General features: G+C 63.5%; 25 protein-coding genes and 3 tRNA genes. 15 read left to right on the top strand and 13 right to left on the bottom strand.

Annotated elements, in window-relative coordinates; genetic code table 11:
• The first annotated feature begins 77 nt into the window (after positions 1 to 77).
• The 7 genes from AB3X98_RS07450 (at position 78) to AB3X98_RS07420 (ending at position 5,130) form a co-directional block, all read left to right on the top strand.
• Complete coding sequence (locus AB3X98_RS07450; protein ID WP_069262697.1) at positions 78 to 614, top strand: GNAT family N-acetyltransferase; 537 nt, start codon at positions 78 to 80, stop codon at positions 612 to 614.
• A gap of 136 nt (positions 615 to 750) precedes the next feature.
• The gene (gene minC, locus AB3X98_RS07445; RefSeq protein WP_368603991.1) at positions 751 to 1,629 is read left to right on the top strand and encodes a septum site-determining protein MinC; all 879 of its coding nucleotides are present in this window, start codon (positions 751 to 753) and stop codon (positions 1,627 to 1,629) included.
• Positions 1,630 to 1,721: 92 nt separating this feature from the next.
• Entirely contained in the window at positions 1,722 to 2,537 is an 816-nt protein-coding gene (gene minD / locus AB3X98_RS07440; RefSeq protein ID WP_042260914.1) for a septum site-determining protein MinD, read from the top strand.
• 14 nt (positions 2,538 to 2,551) lie between these two features.
• A complete protein-coding gene (gene minE / locus AB3X98_RS07435; RefSeq protein ID WP_027795398.1) occupies positions 2,552 to 2,806 on the top strand; it encodes a cell division topological specificity factor MinE in 255 nt (84 codons plus the stop codon).
• A gap of 231 nt (positions 2,807 to 3,037) precedes the next feature.
• Positions 3,038 to 3,355 (top strand): YXWGXW repeat-containing protein, encoded by a 318-nt coding sequence (locus AB3X98_RS07430; protein WP_069262695.1) that lies wholly within the window; start codon positions 3,038 to 3,040, stop codon positions 3,353 to 3,355.
• A gap of 379 nt (positions 3,356 to 3,734) precedes the next feature.
• Complete coding sequence (waaC, locus tag AB3X98_RS07425; protein ID WP_069262694.1) at positions 3,735 to 4,742, top strand: lipopolysaccharide heptosyltransferase I; 1,008 nt, start codon at positions 3,735 to 3,737, stop codon at positions 4,740 to 4,742.
• A 262-nt stretch (positions 4,743 to 5,004) separates the two neighbouring features.
• Positions 5,005 to 5,130, top strand: a complete 126-nt coding sequence (locus AB3X98_RS07420) for a hypothetical protein (protein WP_256094537.1) — start codon at positions 5,005 to 5,007, stop codon at positions 5,128 to 5,130.
• A gap of 48 nt (positions 5,131 to 5,178) precedes the next feature.
• Here AB3X98_RS07420 and AB3X98_RS07415 read toward each other — a convergent pair whose 3' ends face one another.
• The 8 genes from AB3X98_RS07415 to rph form a co-directional block, all read right to left on the bottom strand.
• Positions 5,179 to 5,358, bottom strand: coding sequence for a hypothetical protein (locus AB3X98_RS07415; RefSeq protein WP_069262693.1), 180 nt, complete (start codon positions 5,356 to 5,358; stop codon positions 5,179 to 5,181).
• Between the two features lie 142 nt (positions 5,359 to 5,500).
• Complete coding sequence (locus AB3X98_RS07410) at positions 5,501 to 6,817, bottom strand: MFS transporter (protein WP_069262692.1); 1,317 nt, start codon at positions 6,815 to 6,817, stop codon at positions 5,501 to 5,503.
• Between the two features lie 391 nt (positions 6,818 to 7,208).
• Positions 7,209 to 7,643, bottom strand: coding sequence for a TonB family protein (locus AB3X98_RS07405; RefSeq protein WP_256094568.1), 435 nt, complete (start codon positions 7,641 to 7,643; stop codon positions 7,209 to 7,211).
• A gap of 204 nt (positions 7,644 to 7,847) precedes the next feature.
• The gene (locus AB3X98_RS07400; RefSeq protein WP_028205175.1) at positions 7,848 to 8,060 is read right to left on the bottom strand and encodes a hypothetical protein; all 213 of its coding nucleotides are present in this window, start codon (positions 8,058 to 8,060) and stop codon (positions 7,848 to 7,850) included.
• A 307-nt stretch (positions 8,061 to 8,367) separates the two neighbouring features.
• Positions 8,368 to 8,457 (bottom strand) — tRNA-Ser (locus AB3X98_RS07395).
• 65 nt (positions 8,458 to 8,522) lie between these two features.
• Positions 8,523 to 9,692 (bottom strand): radical SAM family heme chaperone HemW, encoded by a 1,170-nt coding sequence (gene hemW / locus AB3X98_RS07390; protein ID WP_342948597.1) that lies wholly within the window; start codon positions 9,690 to 9,692, stop codon positions 8,523 to 8,525.
• A gap of 44 nt (positions 9,693 to 9,736) precedes the next feature.
• Positions 9,737 to 10,384 (bottom strand): RdgB/HAM1 family non-canonical purine NTP pyrophosphatase, encoded by a 648-nt coding sequence (gene rdgB / locus AB3X98_RS07385; protein WP_368603990.1) that lies wholly within the window; start codon positions 10,382 to 10,384, stop codon positions 9,737 to 9,739.
• A complete protein-coding gene (rph, locus tag AB3X98_RS07380; protein WP_368603989.1) occupies positions 10,377 to 11,117 on the bottom strand; it encodes a ribonuclease PH in 741 nt (246 codons plus the stop codon). The genes rdgB and rph overlap by 8 nt, the downstream gene beginning before the upstream one ends.
• A gap of 292 nt (positions 11,118 to 11,409) precedes the next feature.
• Here rph and AB3X98_RS07375 point away from each other — a divergent pair, with 292 nt between their 5' ends.
• The 5 genes from AB3X98_RS07375 (at position 11,410) to AB3X98_RS07355 (ending at position 16,305) form a co-directional block, all read left to right on the top strand.
• Entirely contained in the window at positions 11,410 to 12,348 is a 939-nt protein-coding gene (locus AB3X98_RS07375) for a YicC family protein (protein ID WP_069262677.1), read from the top strand.
• 14 nt (positions 12,349 to 12,362) lie between these two features.
• On the top strand, positions 12,363 to 13,076 hold the full coding sequence (gene gmk / locus AB3X98_RS07370) for a guanylate kinase (RefSeq protein ID WP_069262947.1): 714 nt from the start codon (positions 12,363 to 12,365) through the stop codon (positions 13,074 to 13,076).
• Positions 13,077 to 13,116: 40 nt separating this feature from the next.
• Positions 13,117 to 13,320: a DNA-directed RNA polymerase subunit omega gene (gene rpoZ / locus AB3X98_RS07365; protein WP_006400783.1), complete on the top strand. Its 204-nt coding sequence runs from the start codon at positions 13,117 to 13,119 to the stop codon at positions 13,318 to 13,320.
• Positions 13,321 to 13,410: 90 nt separating this feature from the next.
• Positions 13,411 to 15,777, top strand: a complete 2,367-nt coding sequence (locus AB3X98_RS07360; protein ID WP_069262676.1) for a bifunctional (p)ppGpp synthetase/guanosine-3',5'-bis(diphosphate) 3'-pyrophosphohydrolase — start codon at positions 13,411 to 13,413, stop codon at positions 15,775 to 15,777.
• 48 nt (positions 15,778 to 15,825) lie between these two features.
• Positions 15,826 to 16,305: a phage protein NinX family protein gene (locus tag AB3X98_RS07355; protein WP_368603988.1), complete on the top strand. Its 480-nt coding sequence runs from the start codon at positions 15,826 to 15,828 to the stop codon at positions 16,303 to 16,305.
• 87 nt (positions 16,306 to 16,392) lie between these two features.
• Here AB3X98_RS07355 and AB3X98_RS07350 read toward each other — a convergent pair.
• Together AB3X98_RS07350 and AB3X98_RS07345 are read right to left on the bottom strand one after the other, a co-directional pair.
• A tRNA-Arg gene (locus AB3X98_RS07350) sits at positions 16,393 to 16,469 on the bottom strand.
• A gap of 81 nt (positions 16,470 to 16,550) precedes the next feature.
• A tRNA-Arg gene (locus AB3X98_RS07345) sits at positions 16,551 to 16,627 on the bottom strand.
• Positions 16,628 to 16,754: 127 nt separating this feature from the next.
• Between AB3X98_RS07345 and greB the strand changes: the two genes are divergently transcribed.
• Positions 16,755 to 17,312 carry a transcription elongation factor GreB gene (gene greB, locus AB3X98_RS07340; protein WP_368603987.1) on the top strand — a complete coding sequence of 186 codons (558 nt, stop codon included), beginning with the start codon at positions 16,755 to 16,757 and terminating at the stop codon, positions 17,310 to 17,312.
• A gap of 89 nt (positions 17,313 to 17,401) precedes the next feature.
• Here the strand turns inward: greB and AB3X98_RS07335 are convergent, their stop codons facing one another.
• Together AB3X98_RS07335 and AB3X98_RS07330 are read right to left on the bottom strand one after the other, a co-directional pair.
• The gene (locus AB3X98_RS07335) at positions 17,402 to 18,553 is read right to left on the bottom strand and encodes a porin (protein WP_069262673.1); all 1,152 of its coding nucleotides are present in this window, start codon (positions 18,551 to 18,553) and stop codon (positions 17,402 to 17,404) included.
• A 549-nt stretch (positions 18,554 to 19,102) separates the two neighbouring features.
• Positions 19,103 to 19,303 carry a hypothetical protein gene (locus tag AB3X98_RS07330; protein ID WP_083245145.1) on the bottom strand — a complete coding sequence of 67 codons (201 nt, stop codon included), beginning with the start codon at positions 19,301 to 19,303 and terminating at the stop codon, positions 19,103 to 19,105.
• 410 nt (positions 19,304 to 19,713) lie between these two features.
• Here AB3X98_RS07330 and AB3X98_RS07325 point away from each other — a divergent pair, with 410 nt between their 5' ends.
• On the top strand, positions 19,714 to 19,917 hold the full coding sequence (locus tag AB3X98_RS07325) for a cold-shock protein (RefSeq protein WP_028205165.1): 204 nt from the start codon (positions 19,714 to 19,716) through the stop codon (positions 19,915 to 19,917).
• Between the two features lie 275 nt (positions 19,918 to 20,192).
• Positions 20,193 to 21,359, top strand: coding sequence for an exonuclease domain-containing protein (locus AB3X98_RS07320; protein WP_368603986.1), 1,167 nt, complete (start codon positions 20,193 to 20,195; stop codon positions 21,357 to 21,359).
• A 6-nt stretch (positions 21,360 to 21,365) separates the two neighbouring features.
• Here AB3X98_RS07320 and AB3X98_RS07315 read toward each other — a convergent pair whose 3' ends face one another.
• Entirely contained in the window at positions 21,366 to 21,956 is a 591-nt protein-coding gene (locus AB3X98_RS07315; RefSeq protein ID WP_368603985.1) for a chorismate mutase, read from the bottom strand.
• Positions 21,957 to 22,001: the final 45 nt, after the last annotated feature.

Below are 22,001 nucleotides of genomic sequence, written 5' to 3'. Positions count from 1 at the left end.
TTGTCAAATAAGGATTTGACTCTCAAGCCAGTTCGGTTAAAGCTACGCGTTAGCGCTTTATTGGGGTTTACGACTGCATGAGTCCGTCACTGACCGTTCGCCGTATCGCCGCCGATCAGGGTGCCGTGCTCCGCGAGCTTCGAACAGCTTCGCTGCGCGACGCGCCTTATGCATTCGGCGACACGCTCGAAGACGCGCTATCCGCCGATGTCGCCGTTTTCGACGCCGCGGCGGCCCGGCATGCGGTCTCGCACACGGGCACGTCGTTCATTCTCTATACCGAGGGCCATCCGGCCGGTCTGATCGGCGCGAGCTTCGAAAGCGCGCCGGCGCGCCGCGCGTTCGTCTCGGCGCTGTGGGTCGCGCCTGCGGTGCGTCATCTGAGCGGCGGCGAACTGCTGCTGAACAGCGCCATCGACTGGCTCGTGAGCGAAGGCGCCACGCAGGTCTACGCCTGGATCACCGATACGAACGCCACGGCCATGCGCTTCTACGAGCGCCTCGGCTTTGTCGCCACCGGCGACCACGCGCGCAGCCAGCAGCAGCCCGAGCAGTGGGAAACGCTGCTCATGCGCACGCTCGGCGAGCATACGAAGTCCGCTTCTTCGCCGTAACGCCCCGCGTTCGCGCCGCTGCGTGCGGCGTCGCGCGCGTTTCGCTTCCCTCCGCACGTCACACCGAAACACCATTAAAAATAATGGCCGTGTGCGTCCGCGCCTGTAAAATACGCAGAATTTTTAGCCGAACGCCATGTCGCCCAAGAAATCGCCATATTTTGAACTGAAGAGCGGTTCAGTCGATACGCTTCTGTTCGTGGTCAAGACGACCGAGCTCGACGCCATGCGCGCCGAGCTCACGCGGCGCTTCGAGGCGACGCCCGAATTCTTCGCGAACGACACTGTCGCGATCGACGTGCGGCGTCTCGCCGACGGCGAGCAGGTCGCGCTCGGCGACATCGCGCGCCTGCTCGAAAGCGTGCGCATGCGTCCGGTAGGCGTGGTTGCGCAACCTGAACAACACAGCTGGGCCGCTGCGGCAGGCCTGCCGTTCCTCGAGGCCCGCGACCGCCGCGGCGCGGGCGCGAAGCCGGCCGCCGAAGAAGGCGCAAGCGAAGGCGAGGCAGCGAATGCTTCGGCGAGCGCATCCGCTACCGGTTCGGCCGCGCCGCACGCCACCGCTGCACAGCCCGAACTCTTTACGGCCGAAACGGACCCGGCCGCCGCCGAAGCGAGCGCAGCGGCAACGGTGAGTGCCGCGGCGGCCCTCGACGCCGGCGCGTCGGGCACGCGCGCGGAACCCACGCTCGTGATCGACCGGCCGCTGCGCTCGGGCCAGCGCATCTACGCGAAGGGCGACGTGGTCGTGCTCGGCCTCGTATCCAACGGCGCGGAAGTGATCGCCGAGGGCAACATCCACATTTACGCGCCGCTGCGCGGCCGCGCGCTCGCGGGTGTGCACGGCAACCACGACGCACGCATTTTCTGCACGAGCCTCGAGGCGGAACTGATTTCGATTGCGGGCATCTACCGTACGACTGAAGTTCCACTCGCCGACGACGTGCGGGGCAAGCCGGCGCAAATCCGGCTCGAGGAAGAAAAGCTGTTGATCGAACCGTTGAGGCTCACCTGAGTCGCAGCTCGAGCGTCGTGCGCAGGCGATCAGGGGCATGAGCGGCACGCGATGAGACCAAACTGAGAAACTGACGAACGCAAGGTAAGGGAATGGCAAAAATCATTGTGGTGACTTCGGGCAAAGGTGGTGTCGGCAAGACGACCACGAGCGCGAGTTTCGCATCGGGCCTCGCGTTGCGCGGCCACAAGACCGCGGTCATCGACTTCGACGTGGGCCTGCGCAATCTCGACCTCATCATGGGTTGCGAGCGCCGCGTCGTGTACGACCTGATCAACGTGATCCAGGGTGAGGCGAACCTCAATCAGGCGCTCATCAAGGACAAGAAGTGCGAAAACCTCTTCATCCTCCCGGCCTCGCAAACGCGCGATAAAGACGCGCTCACGAAAGAAGGCGTGGAGAAGGTGATCGAGGACCTGCGCAAGATGGACTTCGAGTACATCGTGTGCGATTCGCCCGCGGGCATCGAGTCGGGCGCGCTGCTCGCGATGCACTTCGCCGACGAAGCGCTCATCGTGACGAACCCGGAAGTCTCTTCCGTGCGCGACTCGGACCGTATCCTCGGCATGCTGTCGTCGAAGACGAAGCGTGCGATCGAAGGCAAGGACCCGATCAAGGAGCACCTGCTCATCACCCGCTACAACCCGAAGCGCGTGAGCGAAGGCGAAATGCTCTCGCTGAACGACATTCAGGAAATCCTGCGCATAGAACTGATCGGCGTGATTCCCGAATCGGAAGCGGTGCTGCACGCATCGAACCAGGGTCTGCCGGCAGTGCATCTGGACGGCACCGACGTCGCCGAGTCGTACAAGGACGTCGTGTCGCGCTTTCTCGGCGAGGACAAGTCGCTTCGCTTCACCGATTACCAGAAGCCGGGCCTCTTGCAGCGCCTCTTCGGTAGCAAGTAAGGGAGGCGAACGTCATGTCGTTTCTTTCGTTTTTTCTCGGCGAGAAGAAGAAGTCCGCCTCGGTAGCGAAGGAACGCCTGCAGCTCATCATTGCTCACGAGCGCGCAGGCGGCCATCCGCCCGCCGACTATCTGCCGGCCCTGCAACGCGAACTGGTCGCGGTGATCTCGAAGTACGTGAAGATCTCCGATGAAGACATTCGCGTGAGCCTCGAACGTCAGGACGATCTCGAAGTGCTCGAGGTCAAGATCGAGATTCCGCAGGCTTGAGTTTCAACGCGCGCAGCCACTGCGCTGCGCGCGTCGTTCGTCGTATCGCCCCGCTGTTCCTTCGCGCCTTCCCTTCTCGTGCGCCGTGCTTTGGCCCGGTCGCCTGCCTTGCCGAAATATTCCGTTTCACATCACCCCGCGCCGTAACACCGCCGCTGTCAGCGCAACGCCGTGCTCGCGCATTGATCGGGTAACGCCAATCCAGGCGTCAAACAATCAAGGGTGGCCAACATGAACAACTCCATTCGCCTCTTCATCGCCAAGGTCGCAATCGTTGCCGCTGGCACCTGCGCGGTCGCGGCTCCGGCGCTTGCCGAAATCGTCGTGGTCGAGCCGAGCGCGCCGCCGCCTGGCGAACGTGTGGAAGTCGCGCCGGCGCCGCGCGTGGGCTACGTGTGGGACAAGGGCCACTGGCGCTGGGACCACGGCCAGTACGTGTGGGTGAGGGGCCACTGGCAGGCCGAGCGTGTCGGCTACCACTGGGTGCCGGGCCACTGGATCGCGCACGGCCCGAACTGGCGCTGGGTCGAAGGCCACTGGGCCGTCTGATCCTTCAAGCCTGAGGGGAGCCCTATCATGAGTAAAAAATTGCTCGCGGCGGCCGTGCTCGGGCTTATGCTGGCGGGCTGCATCGTCGTGCCGGCGCGGCCCATGTACGTGAGACCCGCACCGGTCGTCGTCTACTAGCCGTCGACCGTTTCTATCGCTCCTCGACGGATCGTCCCGACCGGGCCCGACACGCATTGGCGTGTCGGGCCCGGTGCGTTTTGCGGCGTAGTTTGTCGACGCCGCACAGGGAACCTGTAAGAAAGGGACAGATTTCGCTCGTGCCGAATCGCCCATTCGCAGGTTGGCGCAAGGTTCGTCCGCTAAAATCTCCGCCAATCCCTTGAAGACTGGAATATCGGGCCCTGAGGCCCGCAGCACAATGAAACGAGTTTTGATTGTCAAAGTGACTTCGCTCGGCGATATCGTCGAGGCGCTTCCGGTCGTGGCCGACGTGCAGCGCGCCTTCCCCGGCGTGAAGGTCGATTGGGCCGCCGATGAGGCCTTTGCCGATATCGTGCGCTGGAATGCCGGCATCGACCGCGTGCTCTGCGCGCCGCTGCGCCGTTTCAAGAAGGCGCGCCGCTGGAGCGACTTCAAGTCGATCTGGGCGTCGATTTCGGAGTTGCGCGCCTACCGCTACGACGCCATCGTCGACATTCACGGCGTGTACAAGAGCGCGATCATCGCGTTTCTCGCGCGCGGGCGGCGCCGCTTTGGCTATCTCACGCAGGACCTCGGCGAGCGTGGCGCAGCCTTCGCGTACAACGGCCGTTTCGGGCCGCGTCCGAAGTGCGATGCGTGGCACGGCATGCGCATCAGCGCCGGCGAGGCGCTCGGCTATACGGTCGACACGCCGCCCGAATTCCAGATGCGCGTTCCGCGCGACGGCACCGCGCTGCCCGCGCCTGACGCGCCCACGGCGCTGCTCTTTCACGCGACTTCGAAAGACGAGAAGAAGTGGCCGGTCGCGCATTGGGGGGAACTGGGCAATGCGTTGATCGCGCGTGGCCTGCGTATCGAGTTGCCGTGGGGATCCGATAACGAGCACGCCACGGCGCGCGAGATCGCGGCGCTCATCCCGGGCGCGACGGTGCTGCCGCGCCTCACGGTTTCTCAGGTCGCACAGCGCATCGAGGATTGCGCGCTCGTGGTCGGCACCGACACGGGGTTCGTGCATCTCTCGCACGCGCTCATCAAGCCGACGGTGATGGTCTTCGTTTCGACCGACGCCGAACACAGCGGCGTGCGTGCGCCCAATCGCTCGATCTCGATCGGCGATGGCCGTCACGTGCCGCCCGTGCAGGTGGCGATCGATGCCGTCGATCGCATCTACCCGGTGCGCGACGGCGGCGTGTCCGTGCCGTCATCGCGCGTTCACGCCGCTTGATTTTGGCGGGTCGCCACGCGCGTTGCGGCGGGCATTCCCCCGCCGTTTCCCATTACGAGCTTGTTAAAAGTGTCGTGCCTGTATTGCAGGGGCGCGCCTGACAGCGCGTGCAAAAGGCTTTGCGCTCCGATGCTGTTACACGGGCCATACCGCTGCTTACAAATTGCAACGCCTCACGCCTTCGCCGTCGTGTTCAATCGTAACCGTCCAGCCCGACATCGCATGGCCGGACACAGACACTGACTTGAAGGGAGAGACCACTGTGAAACGATTGACGCTTACCCTCATCGCCGGCGCATTGCTCGCGGCTTCGCTGGGCGGCTGCGTCGTGGTGCCGGCCGGCGGCTACTACGGCGGCGGCTACCATCACGGCTATTACTATCGCTGATCGCCGCCGGACGGTGCCGCACCAACGGTACCAGCGGCACAGCAGCCTTCAGGCAAGCAGCATTTCAATCGCGATAACCGCGGCAATTGCCGCGGCGTTCGCGGCCAGCGCTTCGAGCAGGACCGCACGCCAGCTCGCGGTGCGCAGGCGAAACGCCAGCAGGAGCGAGATGCCCAGGGCGAGGGCGATGATCAGGACAATGTCGGCGTTGCTCAGATGCAGGTTCATCGTCGGCTCCCCCGGGAGATCGCTCCCCGCTAGCTGATTCGAGTATAGACACGCCTCGCGCGTACCCAAAGCGATCAAAAAAGGCATAAAAAAAGCGGAGACCGCCTGGCGGCCTCCGCTTTTTCATTGTTGCGGCGTTGCGTTACGAGAGCGACGTATGGCGCGTCTCGCGCATGCACAGGACACCGAACAGGCTCACGCAGGCGGCGATCGACACATACGCGCCGACCCACGAGAGTCCGCCGCGCGCGGCCAGCACCTGCGCGATATACGGCGCAACCGATGCGCCAAGAATGCCGCCCAGGTTGTACGCCACGCCCGCGCCCGTGTAGCGCACGCTGGTCGGGAACAGCTCCGGCAACAGCGCGCCCATCGGCGCGAACGTGGCGCCCATCAGGAACAGCTGGATCACGAGGAAGAGCAGCACGAGCGGCGTGGCACCGCTGCCGAGCAGCGGCTCCATCGTGAAGCCCGAGAGAATCGCCAGAATGCAGCCGACGATCAGCACGGGCTTGCGGCCGAAGCGGTCGGAAAGCCAGGCCGAGATCGGCGTGGCGATGCCCATGAACACCACCGCGATGCACAGCATGCCGAGGAAGGTCGGGCGCGGAATGTGGAGCGCCGTCACGCCGTGCGAGAGCGAGAACACCGTGGCGTTGTAGAAGAGCGTGTAGCACACGACCATGGCGAGCGCGCCGAGCAGCGTCGGCCACCAGTACTGCGAGAGCAGCGTCGCGACCGGCACCTTGACGCGTTCCTCGCGCTCGACAGCGGCCTTGAAGGCGGGCGTCTCGGCGATCTTCATGCGCACGTACAGACCGAGCGCGACGAGCACCGCCGAGACGATGAACGGCACGCGCCAGCCCCAGTCGCGGAACTGCTGGTCGGAGAGCGTGGAGGCGAGGCCGAAGAAAAGGCCGTTCGAGGCGAGAAAGCCCACCGACGGCCCGAGCTGCGGGAACATGCCGAACCAGCCGCGCTTGCCTTGCGGCGCGTATTCCGTTGCGAGGAGCGCGGCGCCGCCCCATTCGCCGCCGAGGCCAATGCCCTGGCCGAAGCGCAGGATGCACAGCAGGATCGGCGCGAGGCTGCCAATCGCGTCATAGCCGGGCAGGAAGCCGATCAGCGTGGTGGAGAGGCCCATGACGAGCAGCGACGCCACCAGCGTCGATTTACGGCCGATACGGTCGCCGAAGTGGCCGAAGATGAACGAGCCGATCGGCCGCGCGACGAACGCAATGCCGAAGGTGACGAACGCCGAGAGCGCCTGCGCCGTAGCCGAACCGTGCGGGAAGAACACGGGGCCGATCACGAGCGCGGCGGCCGTTGCGTACACATAGAAGTCGTAGAACTCGATCGCGGTGCCGATAAAGCTCGCAAAGATCACGCGCGCAGTGCTTTGCTGCTTCGCTGCGTTTGCCTGATCGGCGCGCGCGGGCGAAATGGGTGAGGTGGACATTCAAGGGTCTCCAGTCGTTGTGACGCGCTTGCGCCTGAGTCTTGCGTGGCTTTGCGCGGGCGTCTTTGTACAGGCTCGAAGCGTAGCGGGGCGCGTGCCTGATGCTCGACGCTCCGGCAGCGTCCGTCAGGCGGCGACGCTTCGCCAGTATGCAACGCACAGCGCGGGCCGTGCGCGTTGATTCCCGACCGGCCAAAGCGCGCGCCGATAGGCGCAAGAAGGCGAAAGCGCGGTCGAAGCCTCACGCGGCCGCGCGGATGGCGCATGGCAAGAGGTATGGCCGGCGGGCGCCGGCTGGGGATAGCGAAAAATTATAACGACCGTGCGCGCCGTGCAGCAAGGCCGGCGTAAGCAGGCTCGCGCGCGTCAGGTATCGCGCGAAGCGCGTTGGTCACTGGTAGTTCTGCGCCTGCGGCGAGGCGAGCGTGCGCAACTGGAACTTGCCGTTGTCGTTGAAGAGCCAGTCCTCGAACATCTCGAGCTGGCCCGCGGAATTGAGCAGGCCGCCCGGCGGCGGCGGCAGAGGCGCGGCGCGGCGCAACGTTGCGAGGGCAGTGGCTTCGGCTTCGTCGTCGCCGTTGGTCCGGTAAACCGACGACTTCACGATCTGGCCATTGCGATTGACCGTGAACGACACGACCACGAGCGAGCGCAGCATGGCCTGGGGCGCGCCGTGCAGAACGTAGGACGGGTTGTGCTCGACGATGTGTTTCGCCACCGTGGTGCGGTAGTCGTCGAGTGTGGCGCTATTGATCGCCGCGGGGGGAATGACGAGAAGCGGCCTGGGCGGCGGCGTGATCGTGCAGGCGCCGAGGCACCCGAGCATCGCGAGCAGCAAAACCAGACCGAGGCGCCGTGCGAGGGAGGCGCTGCGTGCGGACGAACCGCAAGACCACTGGACGCGGATGAGCATGTCGAACAAGCTCGGAAGCGGAACCTGAATCGAGCTTAGACGATACGCAGCGGGAAGCAATCAGAACTGTCCCGCGTAGTCACGGGACGGGCGAAACGGCGAGGGTGTTCGAGGTGCTTATTCGACCGGGAACTGCGCGCAGGGATCGGCCGCGGTGGTTGCGCAGGCGTACGAGTATTCGCCGCTCTTCAGGAACAGCTCCTTGCCGACCTGGAAGTTGTCACGCAGATTGGGCGAGCTTTCCCACGCGATGTAGCTGGAGCACATCACGGCGAACAGGACGACGAGCGAAAACGCGAATTTCTCGAGCAGTTGGTATTGGTGCGGCATGGCGATCTTTCCCATCAATGGGTAGGATTTTACCTCATGATTAGGGTTTTCACCTAGTGATTTGAGCGCGATTTTCTGGGGCGATTTTTGGGTTTGACCCTTTAATTGTTGATTTCCGTGTCATACGCTCGGCGCGAGATGATTTGCCGGCGCAAAATAACTCGCAGTCCTGATTACTGAGGGTGCAATGCTGACCACGCATTTTCGCGTGGCGCAGGGGCGGTATCTCGTTGATCGATGGCGTTTCGGCCTGAGGGCCGGCATCTTGACGACACGCTGGCGTTCAGTCGCGCCAGGTTGCACGAATTGGCGGAGGCGGTGAGATTCGAACTCACGGAAGGGTTACCCCTTCGCCGGTTTTCAAGACCGGTGCATTCAACCACTCTGCCACACCTCCGAAGCCGCGCATTGTAACCCGAAACGCACGCGCGACGGCAGTCGCACAGGCGACCGGCGTCGACCTCAGTGCGGGTCTTTCAGGAACAGCGCCTGCAAGTCGTTGAGGAAGCGCTGCCCCAACTCGGTCGGCGCGATCTTCTCGTAATCGCGCGTGATGAGGCCGCGCCGCTCCGCTTCCTGCAGCGCCGGTTCGATCGTCGTGATCGGTAGGCCCGTGCGCTCGATGAAACGATGTACCGGAAACCCTTCCACGAGCCGCAGCGCGTTGAGCATGAACTCGAACGGCAAATCGCGCGCGCTCACTTCGTGCTCTTCCTGGACCGGCGTGCCCGCGCGCGCCTGCTCGATAAAGGTCGCCGGATGCTTGTAGCGCGCCTGGCGCACGATACGGTTCGGAAACGAGAGCTTCGTATGCGCGCCGGCGCCGATCCCGAGATAGTCGCCGAAGCGCCAGTAGTTAAGGTTATGCCGGCATTGGCGATCCGGCTGTGCGTAAGCCGAAACCTCATAGCGTCCGTATCCCGCGCCCGACGTGCGCTCGTGAATCCAGTCCTGCATGTCGGCGGACTGGTCGTCGTCGGGCAGGGCGGGCGGAAACTTGGCGAACAGCGTGTTCGGCTCGAGCGTCAGGTGATACAGCGACAGATGCGGCGGCTTGAACGAGAGCGCCGTATCGATGTCGGCCTGGCATTCCGCGAGCGTCTGCTGCGGCAGAGCGAACATCAGGTCGAGGTTGAAGTTGTCGAAAGTCTTCGCCGCGACCTCGACCGCATGGCGCGCCTGCGCCGCGTCGTGAATGCGTCCGAGCGCCTTCAGATGCGCCTCGTTGAAGCTCTGGATGCCCACCGAAAGCCGGTTCACGCCGCTCGCGCGAAATTGCGCGAACTTCGCGGCTTCGAAGGTCCCGGGGTTCGCTTCGAGCGTGATCTCGGCGTCGGCGTCGAGCGGCAGCAGGGCGCGCACGTCCGAAAGCAGTCGATCGAGACCCGCCGCGGAAAGCAGGCTGGGCGTGCCCCCGCCGATGAACACCGTATGCACCTGGCGTCCCCAGACGAGCGGCAGCGCCTGTTCGAGATCGGCGCGCAGCGCGTCGAGGTAATCGTCTTCGGGGAAGCGTTCGCCTTTCCATTCATGCGAGTTGAAATCGCAATACGGGCACTTGCGCACGCACCACGGAAAATGCACGTAGAGCGCGAGCGGTGGCAGCGACGTGAGGCGAATGCTGCCAGGCATCGTGAACGACTGGACCACTTCGATGCCGATTCGATGCTGCTGGCTCACGCTTCCTCCTGGAGGCGCGCGAGCAGTTGGCGCAGCGCGATGGCGCGATGGCTCGACGCGTTCTTGAGCGCCGGATCGAGCTCGGCGGCCGTGGCCTCGAGTTCCGGAATGTAGAAGTAAGGGTCGTAGCCGAAGCCGTTGTCGCCGCGCGGCATGTCGAGTATTACGCCGTGCCAGCGGCCTTCGGCGATGAGCGGCTCGGGGTCGTCGGCATGGCGCACGAGCGCGAGCACGCAATAGTAGTAACCGCGGCGATCCGCGTGATCTCTCAGGTTCGCGACGAGCAGCGCGTTGTTCGCCGCGTCGCTCTTCTCGCCCCCCGCAAGCTGCGCGTAACGCGCCGAATACACGCCCGGCGCGCCGTGCAGTGCGCGCACGCACAGGCCCGAGTCGTCGGCGAGCGCGGGCAGCCCCGTGAGCTTCGCCGCGTGGCGTGCCTTGGCGAGCGCGTTTTCCACGAAGGTGGGGTGCGGTTCCTCGGCCTCGGGCACGTTGAGTGTGCCTTGCGGCACGAGCTCGATGCCGGCCGCGCCGAGCAGCGCCGCGAACTCGCGCAGCTTGCCTGCGTTGTTCGAAGCGAGCACGACGCGCGAGAGCGCGTCCGCCGCGGTTTTAGCCGCTGAATCCGGCTGCAGATCAGCCATGCGAAATCTCCAGCGCCGCCTTTTGCTTCTCGATCAGCGAGCGGATGCCGCTTTGCGCCAGATCGAGCAGTGCACTCAGTTCTTCTCGCGAGAACGGCGCACCTTCCGCTGTGCCCTGGACTTCGACCATGCCGCCCGAGCCCGTCATGACGATGTTCATGTCGGTGTCACACTGCGAGTCTTCGTCGTAGTCGAGGTCGAGCACGGCCACGCCGTCGTATACGCCCACCGAAATTGCGGCGACGTAGTCGGAGATCGGCGAGCGTTCGATGCGGCCCGTGGCCAGCAGCTTCGAGACGGCGTCGTGGGCCGCCACGAACGCGCCCGTGATGCTCGCCGTGCGCGTGCCGCCATCGGCCTGCAGCACGTCGCAATCGATGTTGATGGTGCGCGCACCCAGCGCTTCGAGGTCGAACACGGCGCGCATCGCGCGGCCGATCAGGCGCTGGATTTCCTGTGTGCGGCCCGTTTGCTTGCCGCGCGCGGCCTCGCGGTCGCTGCGCGTGTGCGTGGCGCGCGGCAGCATGCCGTATTCGGCGGTGAGCCAGCCCTGGCCCTTGTCGCGCAGGAACGGCGGCACGCTTTCGGACACGCTCGCGGTGCACAGCACCTTGGTGTCGCCGAACTCGACGAGGACCGATCCTTCGGCGTACTTCGTGTAGTTGCGGGTGATACGGACTTCGCGAAGCTGGTCGGCGGCGCGGCCGGAGGGGCGCTGGATGGATTGGGTCATCGTGAAGGTGCGCGAGGGCACGAGAGGGAAGGGGAAAGCGTGATTTTACCGCCTCCGCGCGCCTCGCGACGGGCACGCCCGGAAGGCGGCGGGAGCGCGAAAACGGGGTCGCCCCGGCCAGGCGGACCGCGCAGCCCGCGCTTGCGAAGGCGCGCCCTCAAAAATGGGATAATGCGATTTCTCCGCCCCGCGCTTTTCGTCCATTCGCGACAACACGCCGGGCGCCTCGATTTCCTCGCCGTGACCCGCGCGCCCAGCGCACGACGCCACGGCTTTCTTCGCGAGACGAACCATGATTTACAGCATGACCGGCTATGCCAGCGCCACGCGCGAGCTTGCTGCGGCTTCGGGCACGGGCGGCGCGAGTGTCTCCGTCGAATTGCGCACGGTGAATTCGCGCTTTCTCGATCTGAATTTCCGCATGCCCGAAGACGTGCGCGTGTGCGAGCCCACGCTGCGCGAAATGCTGATGACGAAGCTCTCGCGCGGCAAGGTCGACATCCGCATCAACATCCAGAAGAGCGAGCAGGGCGCCAATGCGGGCGCGCTCAACCGCGATGCGCTCGATCAGCTCGCCGGGCTCGAGCGTGCGGTGCTCGAAGCGTTTCCCGAGTCGGGTCGTCTGCGCACGGGCGAGATCCTGCGTTGGCCCGGCGTGCTGGCGGAAAGCGGCGTGGCGCCCGAGGTGCTGCGCGACGCCGTGCTCGGCTGTGGCAAGCAGGCCATCGCCGACCTGATCGAAGTGCGCGCGCGCGAAGGCGCGCAGCTCGCCAACATGCTGCTCGCGAACGTGACCGAAATGGAGGCGATCGTCGCACGCATCACGCCGCTCGTGCCGGAGCTGATCGCGAAGCACCAGCAGAAGATCGTCGAGCGCCTGCAGGAAGCGCTCGGCATCGCCGCGCCGGACAGCAACGGCAACGGCGGCAGCATCGGTAACATCTCGCGCGAAGAAATCGCCGAGCGCATTCGCCAGGAAGTGACGATGTATGGCATTCGCATCGACATCGCCGAAGAGCTCTCGCGCCTCACGGCGCACCTGAACGAAACGCGTCACGTGATCGAGAAGGGCGGCCGGGTCGGCAAGCGTCTCGACTTCATGATGCAGGAGCTCAACCGCGAAGCGAACACGCTCGGCTCGAAGGCGGCGGCGAAGGAACTCGCGGACGCCTCGATGACGCTCAAGCTGCTCATCGAGCAGATGCGCGAGCAGGTTCAGAATCTCGAATGAAGGAAGCAACGAACATGACCGACCAAAGCAGCGCCCCCAAAACGGACGCGAAGCACGACAAAAAGCGCAATCCGTATGCGGGCATGTACCCCGGCAACCTCTTCATGGTGGTGGCGCCTTCGGGGGCGGGCAAGTCGACGCTCGTGAACGCGCTGCTCGCCGAAGACAGCGCGATTCGCCTGTCGGTTTCGTACACGACGCGCGCGCCGCGTTCGAAGGAGCGCGACGGCGAGCACTATCACTTCACGACCGTCGACGACTTCCTCACGCGCCACGCCGCGGGCGAGTTTCTCGAGAGCGCGGAAGTGCATGGCAACTACTACGCCACGTCGCGCGTGTGGATCGAAGACCAGATGAAAATCGGCCATGACGTCCTGCTCGAAATCGACTGGCAAGGCGCGCAGCAAGTGAAGAAGCAGTTCCGCAATGCGGTGGAAATCTTCATCCTGCCGCCCTCGCTCGAAGCGCTCGCCGACCGCCTGAAAAAGCGCGGCGAAGACGAGCCGAACGTCATCACGCGGCGCCTGCTCGCAGCGGGCAGCGAGATCGCGCACGCGAGCGAATCGGAGTATGTCGTGATCAACGAGAACTTCGATCGCGCGTTGCAGGAGCTGCGCAATATCGTGAGTGCTACGCGCCTGCGCTTCGCTTCGCAATACGCGCGGCATACCGAGCTCTTCGTGCAGCTCGGTATCCACCACCCGCAGCCCGGCGCGTCGGGCACATAAGGTAGAATAAGAACCTGCTGAGAATGAGAAGGAACCCGACATGGCCCGCATCACCGTCGAAGATTGTCTGAAACAGATTCCGAACCGCTTCGAACTGGCGCTCGCCGCGACGTATCGCGCCCGCCAGCTCGCACAAGGTCACACGCCCAAGATCGAAAGCCGCGACAAGCCAACCGTTGTCGCGCTGCGCGAGATCGCGGCTGGCCAGGTCGGCCTCGAAATGCTGAAGAAGGTGCCCGTCTAAGGGCGCGTTCCGAGGCATTGTCGATCGCCATGTAGTTCGTACCGCCGCAGCCGCTTAACCGTCAACGCCAAACCTGATACGGAGGGGAACATGAGCATCACGCCCTCGCCGGCCACCGAGGTGGACCAGGAAGCCGAGACTGCGAGCCCTGCGCGCAATTACATCGACGCGGTCCTCGAACAGTCGTTTCGACATCTGTTCGGTCCGACCGCGACGCCGGAGCAGCCCCGCAAGCACGGGGTCGTCTCCATCGCCAATCTGACCGCCGCGCTCTCCGGTTACCTCACTCCCGAGGAAATCAAGGAGGTCAAGGCGGCGTTCCACTTCAGCGATGAGGCCCACCTCGGGCAATATCGCCAGAGCGGCGAACCCTATATCACCCATCCCGTCGCCGTCGCGGAAATCTGCGCCGGCTGGAAGCTCGACGCGCAGTCCATCATGGCCGCGCTCCTGCACGACGTGATGGAAGACCAGGGCGTGACCAAGGCGGAACTCGCCGAGCGCTTCGGCGCGAAGGTCGCGGAACTGGTCGATGGCCTGTCGAAACTCGACAAGATGGAGTTTCGCAACCGCGAGGAAGCGCAGGCGGAGAACTTCCGCAAGATGCTCCTCGCGATGGCGCGCGACGTGCGCGTGATTCTGGTGAAGCTCGCCGACCGGCTGCACAACATGCGCACCCTCGGTGCGGTGCCGCCCGAAAAGCGCCGCCGCGTGGCGCGCGAGACCATCGACATCTACGCGCCCATCGCGCACCGTCTAGGCCTGAACAACACCTATCGCGAACTGCAGGACCTGAGCTTCGCGAACTTCAATCCGAATCGCTACGCCACGCTCGAAAAGGCGGTGAAGGCCGCGCGCGGCAATCGCCGCGAAGTGGTCAGCAAGATTCTGGAAGCGGTGCAGCGCGCAATTGCCGACGCTAAGCTCGACGCCGAAGTCACCGGCCGCGAGAAGACCATCTTCAGCATTTACAAGAAGATGCGCGACAAGCAGTTGTCGTTCTCGCAGGTGCTGGACGTGTACGGTTTTCGCGTCGTGGTCGAATCGGCGCTCGAGTGCTACACCTGCATCGGCGCGCTCCATGCGCTCTACAAACCGGTTCCGGGCAAGTTCAAGGACTACATCGCCATTCCCAAGGTGAACGGCTATCAGTCCCTGCACACCACGCTCGTGGGCCCGTTCGGCGCGCCGATCGAGTTCCAGGTGCGTACGCGCAAGATGCACGAGATCGCCGAAGCCGGCGTGGCGGCGCACTGGCTCTACAAGAACGGCGGCGCCGATCTCAACGACGTGCAAAAGCGCGCGCACCAGTGGCTCAAGTCGCTGCTCGACATCCAGAGCGAGGTGGGCGACTCGAGCGAATTCCTCGAACACGTCAAGATCGACCTGTTCCCGGACGCCGTCTATGTCTTCACGCCGAAGTCCAGGATCATGGCGCTGCCGCGCGGCGCCACAGCGCTCGACTTCGCTTATTCGATCCACAGCGACCTCGGCAACCAGTGCGTGGCCGTGAAGATCAACAACGAGTTGCTGCCGCTGCGTACGGAACTGAAGAGCGGCGACATCGTCGAGGTGATCACGGCGCCGTACTCCAAGCCGAATCCGGCGTGGCTCGGCTTCGTGCGGACCGGCAAGGCGCGTTCGGCGATCCGGCACTACCTGAAGACGATGCGTCTCACGGAGTCGGTGCAGCTGGGCGAGCGGCTCGTCGATCAGGCGCTCAAGGGCTATGGCTACCAGCTTTCGGAAGTCACGCCGGAAGTGTGGGAGAAGCTGGTCCTGTGGACCGGCAACAAGAACCGCCAGGAAATTTTCGCCGACATCGGTCTTGGCCGGCGCGTGGCGGCGGTTATGGCCAAGCGCATCGAAGTGCTGATGAGCGGCCAGGACGCCGACGACGCCGAGCATCACCATCCGCCGCGCGACCCGAATGCGCCGCCGGCGCCGCCTGTCGTCATTACGGGCACCGAGGGCATGTCGGTGCAGCTTTCGGCTTGCTGCCGCCCGATTCCCGGCGACGACATCATGGGCTACATAGGCATCGGCCTCGGCATGGCGATCCATACGACCGACTGCCGCGTGGCACAGCGCATCCACCGGCGCGACCCGGGCCGCTGGATCGACGTGGCGTGGGCGCCGCAACCGGGGCGTCTGTTCGACGTCGCCGTCAAGGTGCTGGTCAAGAATACCAAGGGCGTGTTCGCGCGCGTGGCGGCCGACATTACGTCGGCAGACGCCAATATCGTGCACATCGCGATGGACGACGATCTGGCGCAGGAATCGAACATGTTGCGCTTCGTGATCCAGGTGAGCGATCGCGTGCACCTCGCGAACGTCATGCGCCGCGTGCGCACGAATCCGGACGTAATGCGCATCGCGCGCGAGCGCTCGAGCGACGACGGGCACCATCGCCACGACGGCGGCATGCGCATCGAGCGCGAGCGCGCGGATTATTGATCGGGGCGCGTGCGCCATCTTCCTTCGAACCGAAACGAGGGACTCGCAATGAACGTAGCTGAACTGACCGGCCTCGCACTCGATTACTGGGTGGCACGCAGCCTGCCGGACTTCGTGCGTGAAATTTATTTCACCGACAGCGGCGAGACCGTCGCCGTGCGCGGCAACGACCGCGGGCGCCCGTGGGATGGCCGCTTCATGCCCACCGATTCCTGGGAGGCGGCCGGCGTGGTGCTCGACCGCGCGAGGCGCGTGGAACTGCGCGAAGGCGAGCCGGCTTCCTGTGTGGCCGAGTTCGAGGGTGACTCGCGTGCAGTGCCAGCCTACGGAGAAACCACGCGCGAGGCGCTGCTGCGGGCGTTTGTCGCGAGCCGCTTCGGTGAGACGGTAGGGGAGATGCTGCGTCAGCCCCAGGCATTGCTAGGGATGGGCATGGAGCCGGTGGCGGAGCCCAGTGCGATTGGCGACGTGGAGGACCTGCCGCGTCCCGACGCCCAGATCGGCGATATCGGCGCGCCACCGCGTTAGGCTCCGCTTCTCGCGCGAACCCTGCGCAGCCAATTCAGCAGCTGAAAAGACAAAGGGCCTTTCCATTCGGAAAGGCCCTTTATTTGGTGGCGCGGCTGGCAGGATTCGAACCCACGACCCCTTGGTTCGTAGCCAAGTACTCTATCCAACTGAGCTACAGCCGCACGCTAAAACGATACTACTTACTACAGTATACTGCTTGAAACCCTTCCCGGATCGAACAGACGAGAAACGTTTCGAATAAGTGGCGCGGCTGGCAGGATTCGAACCCACGACCCCTTGGTTCGTAGCCAAGTACTCTATCCAACTGAGCTACAGCCGCACGCAGAAAAGAGATTATAGCAGGGCTTTAAAAAAAGGGAAGGCCCTGTCGTGATTTGTGTTGCGGCGAGGTTCGTGTACGCTGGTAGTCATGACTGAATCAGTACACGTACCGCAGTGATCCCATCATGAACAAGGCATTTGTCAAAGAATCGACCGACGACGACGATCTCGAAGCCGGTCTCCCGGAAGTTCCCACCGGCACGAAGAACTACATCACGCCCGCCGGCTATGAGCGCATGCGCAGCGAACTGCTGCACCTGATCGACGAGGAGCGGCCCGAAGTGGTCAAACTCGTCTCATGGGCGGCCTCGAACGGCGACCGTTCCGAAAACGGCGACTACATCTACGGCAAGCGCCGGCTGCGCGAAATCGACCGCCGCATCCGCTTCCTCACGAAGCGACTGGATCTGGCCGAAGTCGTGGACAGCAGCCGGCAGGAGAGTGTGGACCAGGTATTCTTCGGCGCGACCGTCGAGTACGGCACCGCGGACGGCGAGGCGCATTCGATCACGATTGTCGGCATCGACGAGGTCGATCTCGACCTCGGCCACGTGAGCTGGGTTTCACCCATCGCGCGGGCGCTTCTGAAGGCGAAGATCGGCGATCAGGTCACGCTGCACACGCCGGCTGGGCCGGAGCCGATCGACGTGCTGGACGTGCGTTATCCGCCGCCGCGCGCCTGAGCGTATCGGTTGCCGCAGAAATAAGAAAAGGCACCCGCGGGTGCCTTTTTCAGCTGCAGTGCTGGCCGAGACGGCCAGCAGCGTGCTGCTTAGAAGCGGTGACGCATACCGACCGTCACAGCAACCTGGTCCTGACGGGTCGAAGCCGAACCCAGACCGTTCAGGTACGCGCCGATACCGTCCTGGTTCGACGACACGTGCTGCCAGTCGCCTTGCAGGTAGACGTCGGTGCGCTTCGACAGTGCGTAGTCCGACTGCAGTGCGACCGTGTTGTAGTTCGGGTTCACGCCGCCGCCGAAGTTCGCACGGGTGTACGTGTACGCGCCAGCCAGGCTCAGGGCCGGGGTCAGAGCGTAACGGATGTTGCCTTCAAAGTTCTGGAAGCGTGCGCTGTTACCGCCCAGCGAGATGCCCTTGCTCGTACCCGACTGCGCCGGCGAAATGTTGATCGCGTTGCCCAGTTGGGTTTGCGTGTAGACGAAGCCAGCCGTTGCCGGGCCGAACGTGTAGTTCACGCCGCCGCCGAACGTGCTTTGGCGGCCTGCGCCGAACGTGTAGTCGCCCGCTTGCGCGCCCGAGAACGAAGACGAGTTGAACTGCTGGTTGTTGATGTTGTTGTTTGCGTGCAGGTAAGCAGCTGCAACGTTCAGGCCGGCGTAGTTATACGTCGCGCCGAAGCTGTACGCACGGTTGTTCGCGAATTCGGTGCTGTTCGAGAACGAGTACGTGCCGCCGAACTTGAAGCCAGCGTAGTTGACGCTCGAGTACTTGATCGTGTTGTTGAAACGGACCGAGTTGTTCAGATTGTCGTTGTCATACGGGTGGGCAGCGATCGTGCCACCGTATTGCGTGCCGGTGTTCGACAGCGGTGCAAGGTAGTCGACCACGGAGTCGTACTGGCGACCGAGGGTGACCGCGCCGAACTGGTCGCTTGCCAGACCGACGAACGCCTGGCGGCCGAACATGCGGCTCGACTGGCCAAGCGTACCGTTCTGGATGTTGAAGCCGTTTTCCAACGTGAAGATGGCCTTCAGACCGCCACCGAGGTCTTCAGCGCCACGCAGGCCCCAACGGCTGCCGTTGACGGTGCCGCTCGATGCCTTCCAGAGGCTGTGGCCGCCGGAGTTGTTTGCGTAGGTGATGCCTGCGTCGATCAGGCCGTACAGCGTAACGCTGCTTTGCGCGTGTGCAGCCGTTGCAAAAACGCCCGTCAGGGCGGCGACCATGAGAGTCTTTTTCATCTTTGTAACTCCGAGAACAGAGGTGGGTTTCGTTGAACCCTGTTTGGGAAACCGACCATGCGAAGCGCAGCGAGAGGCAAAGTTCGCGTGGTACGAATTAATCAGTCCGAGACAATCAGTCCGAGACGGTTTCCAGACAGGCAGAGTGTAGAGAGGGTGCTCGAAGAGGGGGTATTCCGAATTCCGCAATAAAGTATTGCGATATCTGAAATGATTATCTCGCTCGTCTTAAGCCCTGCTGGTAAAGGCTTTGAGCGGATTTCTCGGGAGAGGGATGAAACTGTCAACCGATCGAGCGTTGTGCGATCGCTACAACAATCGGTTGCGGAAAACGGCCTAAAACGATTTCAACTGATTATTGCGCGCAGCGTAACAGATGATTGCGCGCCGTATACTTAATCGTGAGACCTGGCTCCGGCTATACTGCAATCGCTGCTTTCCGAAGCAGACTTTTTCGTTGACGAAAAAGATCTCCAAACCTTTGTCGGCGCGGCCTTTTCAGCCGCGCTTTTTTTTTGCCTGTCTTCAGCCACGCGCGCTACGCGTACCTTATCGGGTGCCCGCATGCGGCGGTTCCGGCTGCAGGCTCCAGTCTTCCATTACGTAGTGCCTGGCGTCCATAGGGGAACACAGCAGGTTGTGCCAGTGGTCCCCGTGCCATGCGCCGTAGGTTTCGGCTTCTTCAGCCGTTGGCGCAATCCCGTCCGTTTGTACGAGCCAGTGAATCCATCGCTGCAGAGCTGTCAGCATGATGACCTCCGATGCCGCTAACAATATGAATCATGAATTGAATGTATTACTCGAACAACCGGGAGAAACACTTACGTTTGACACGAATTGTTACACTTCGGGAAAACTTCCCGGTAGAAATGACGTGAGCGAGATAATCGGGTAAAAACGACGTACTTTTATATATTCATTCGGATGGCATACGGTTTTCTTGCCGCTTTTTGATGCGTACCGCTTTTATCGCTGAATCGGGAATGCTGTTATAAAAAATTCGCTTGACTGGCGATTGTCGTTCCCCGTATAACGGCAAGGCTGATTTTCGTTCTGCTGCATTTCAAACCTGGAATTCGCGAAGCGGGACGGCGGGAATTGGCTGGATACGGCGTGAGGGTTATTACCCGCGTCATTAAAATCTCGAGGGAAACTGAAACATGGAAACCGGTATCGTCAAATGGTTCAATGATGCGAAGGGCTTTGGCTTCATCACGTCTGACGCGGGCGGCGACGATCTGTTCGCGCACTTCTCGGAAATCCGCGCCGACGGCTTCAAGTCGTTGAAGGAGAACCAGCGTGTGTCGTTCGACGTCAAGGTCGGTCCGAAGGGCAAGCAGGCCGCGAACATTCAGCCGCTGTAAGTACAGCGTGCGAGCGCTCGCTACGCGTACGCTCATGCGACACCAGGCCCCGGGCAAACCCCGGGGTTTTTTATTTTGACATATTGATATTTAGTCAAATTGACTTGTCATGCTTTTAGTCGCGGAATTAATCGGGAAAACCCTGGAATCCGGGATTCTTCTGATTCGGGTTTTCACTAAAAGGCACAAGTCGTAGTTGCACTGCCGGAACCGTCGGCGCGTGGCGTCCAAACGGTGCATACTTGGGCCGTTTTCCATTTCCCCTGTCGTTTTCCATGTTTGAATCCTCCTCGAGCGCCGCACAGCCCGCCGGCGATCTTCCCATCGTCTTCGTGGACCTCGAGACGACCGGCGGTTCGCCAGGCGAGCACCGCATCACCGAAGTTGGCGTTGTGGAGGTGGCCCAAGGACAGGTGACACGATGGAGCACCCTCGTCGATCCCGGCCAGCCTATCCCGCCCTTTATCCAGCAACTCACCGGTATTACGGACCAGATGGTGCGCGGCGCGCCGCGCTTCGACGAGATTGCGGCGGAACTCCACGAGCGACTCGCCGGCAAGCTCTTTGTGGCGCACAACGCGGCCTTCGATCGCGGCTTTCTGCGCGCAGAGTTCGAGCGTGCCGGTTATTCCTTCAACCCCGATGTGCTGTGCACCGTGCGCCTGTCGCGGGCGCTTTTTCCGGGTGAGAAGCGCCACGGGCTCGACGCGCTGGTCGAACGCCACGCGCTCGTGCCGTCCGATCGACATCGCGCGCTCGCCGACGCCGATCTCCTCTGGCAATTCTGGCAGCGGCTACCCGCGCTAGTGCCCGGGGAAGCGCTGGCGTCGCAGATCGAGCGTACGACGCGCCGCCACGTACTCGCCGGCGACATTACCGACGAACTCATCGACACGGCGCCGGCAGGCCACGGCGTGTATGCGTTCTATGGCGAGAACGACGTCCCGCTCTATGTGGGGCGCAGCGTGCGGGTGCGCCAGCGTGTGCGTGCGCATCTTTCGGGTGAGCGGCGCTCGTCGCGCGAACAACGGATGGCGCAGCAGGTCCGTCGCGTGGAGTGGCGAGCGACAGGCGGCGAGCTTGGCGCGCTCCTTGTCGAGGCGCAATGGATCGCCACGCTCAAGCCCTCGTTCAATCGCATGCCGCGTGTGTCGAAGCGCGACCCTGCCGACCTTGGGGCGGCGCCCTGGCCATTCGGCGGCGCAGTGGTCGTGCTCGAGCAGGACTCGACGAATGGCGCCGACGTTTATCACCTGATCGATCGCTGGTGCTATATGGGCGCCTTTCCCACCACTACCGAGGCTGAGGCGCTGGTGGACCACAGCGCCGAGCGGGTATTCGAGCTCTCGACCTGGCGCATCCTGCAGACGCACTTCGAACGCGGCCTTCGCGTGCAGGTGCTGCACCCCTCCGAGGCCGACGGCCTCACGAGCGCGGCATAGCAGCGCTTAGGCGGTTCCGCCCACGCCGCCCGCTTCGCACACGTGTTCCAGCGCCTGATTCATCGCATTCGTGCGCGCGGAGTCGTATCGTGTGAGCTCCTTCCAGTTCGCCACCGTCCTTGCGACGCGCGCCGGGCAATCCGGTGCGCTGCGCAGCGGCTGCACGCGTGCGAGCGCGCCGATCAATTGTCCGGTGAGTCTGTCGAGTTGCGGCCGTGTCGCCGTAGCGAGATCGGGTGCCGGGTCGCTGGGCGCCTGGGAGGCACGCCACGTGTCGAATAGCGACTTCTGCATTTGCGTGCTGGCATCGATCTGATCGCGGAAGAATGCACGCGCAAACGCGGGATCGACGCCGGCTGCCGTGGCGCGCTTCTGCACGTCGGCGAGCAGGGCGTCTTCGCGGGGCGTATCGGTGATCGGCTTGTGATGCTGCCATTTCCAGTGCGCGACCGGTTCGGCGAGCGCCAGCCGCTGGGAAACGAGCGCGACGAGGTTGGTCAGGGCGGTGTCGTCACCGTCGGCGTGGACGGATGCGATCGGCAGGGCGAAGAGCAGCGCTGCAGCGCAGCGCGCGTTCGCACGGGTCAGCAATGTCATCGAGTGGAAGAGAGACGCCGGCAATAAAAACCGAAGCATAGCCGG

Origin of the sequence: Paraburkholderia sp. BR14312 (genome assembly GCF_040948675.1) — a bacterium.
GTDB lineage: Bacteria > Pseudomonadota > Gammaproteobacteria > Burkholderiales > Burkholderiaceae > Paraburkholderia > Paraburkholderia nodosa_A.
Note: the sequence above shows the minus strand (reverse complement) of the source record. Positions and strands in the feature narration are given on the sequence as shown.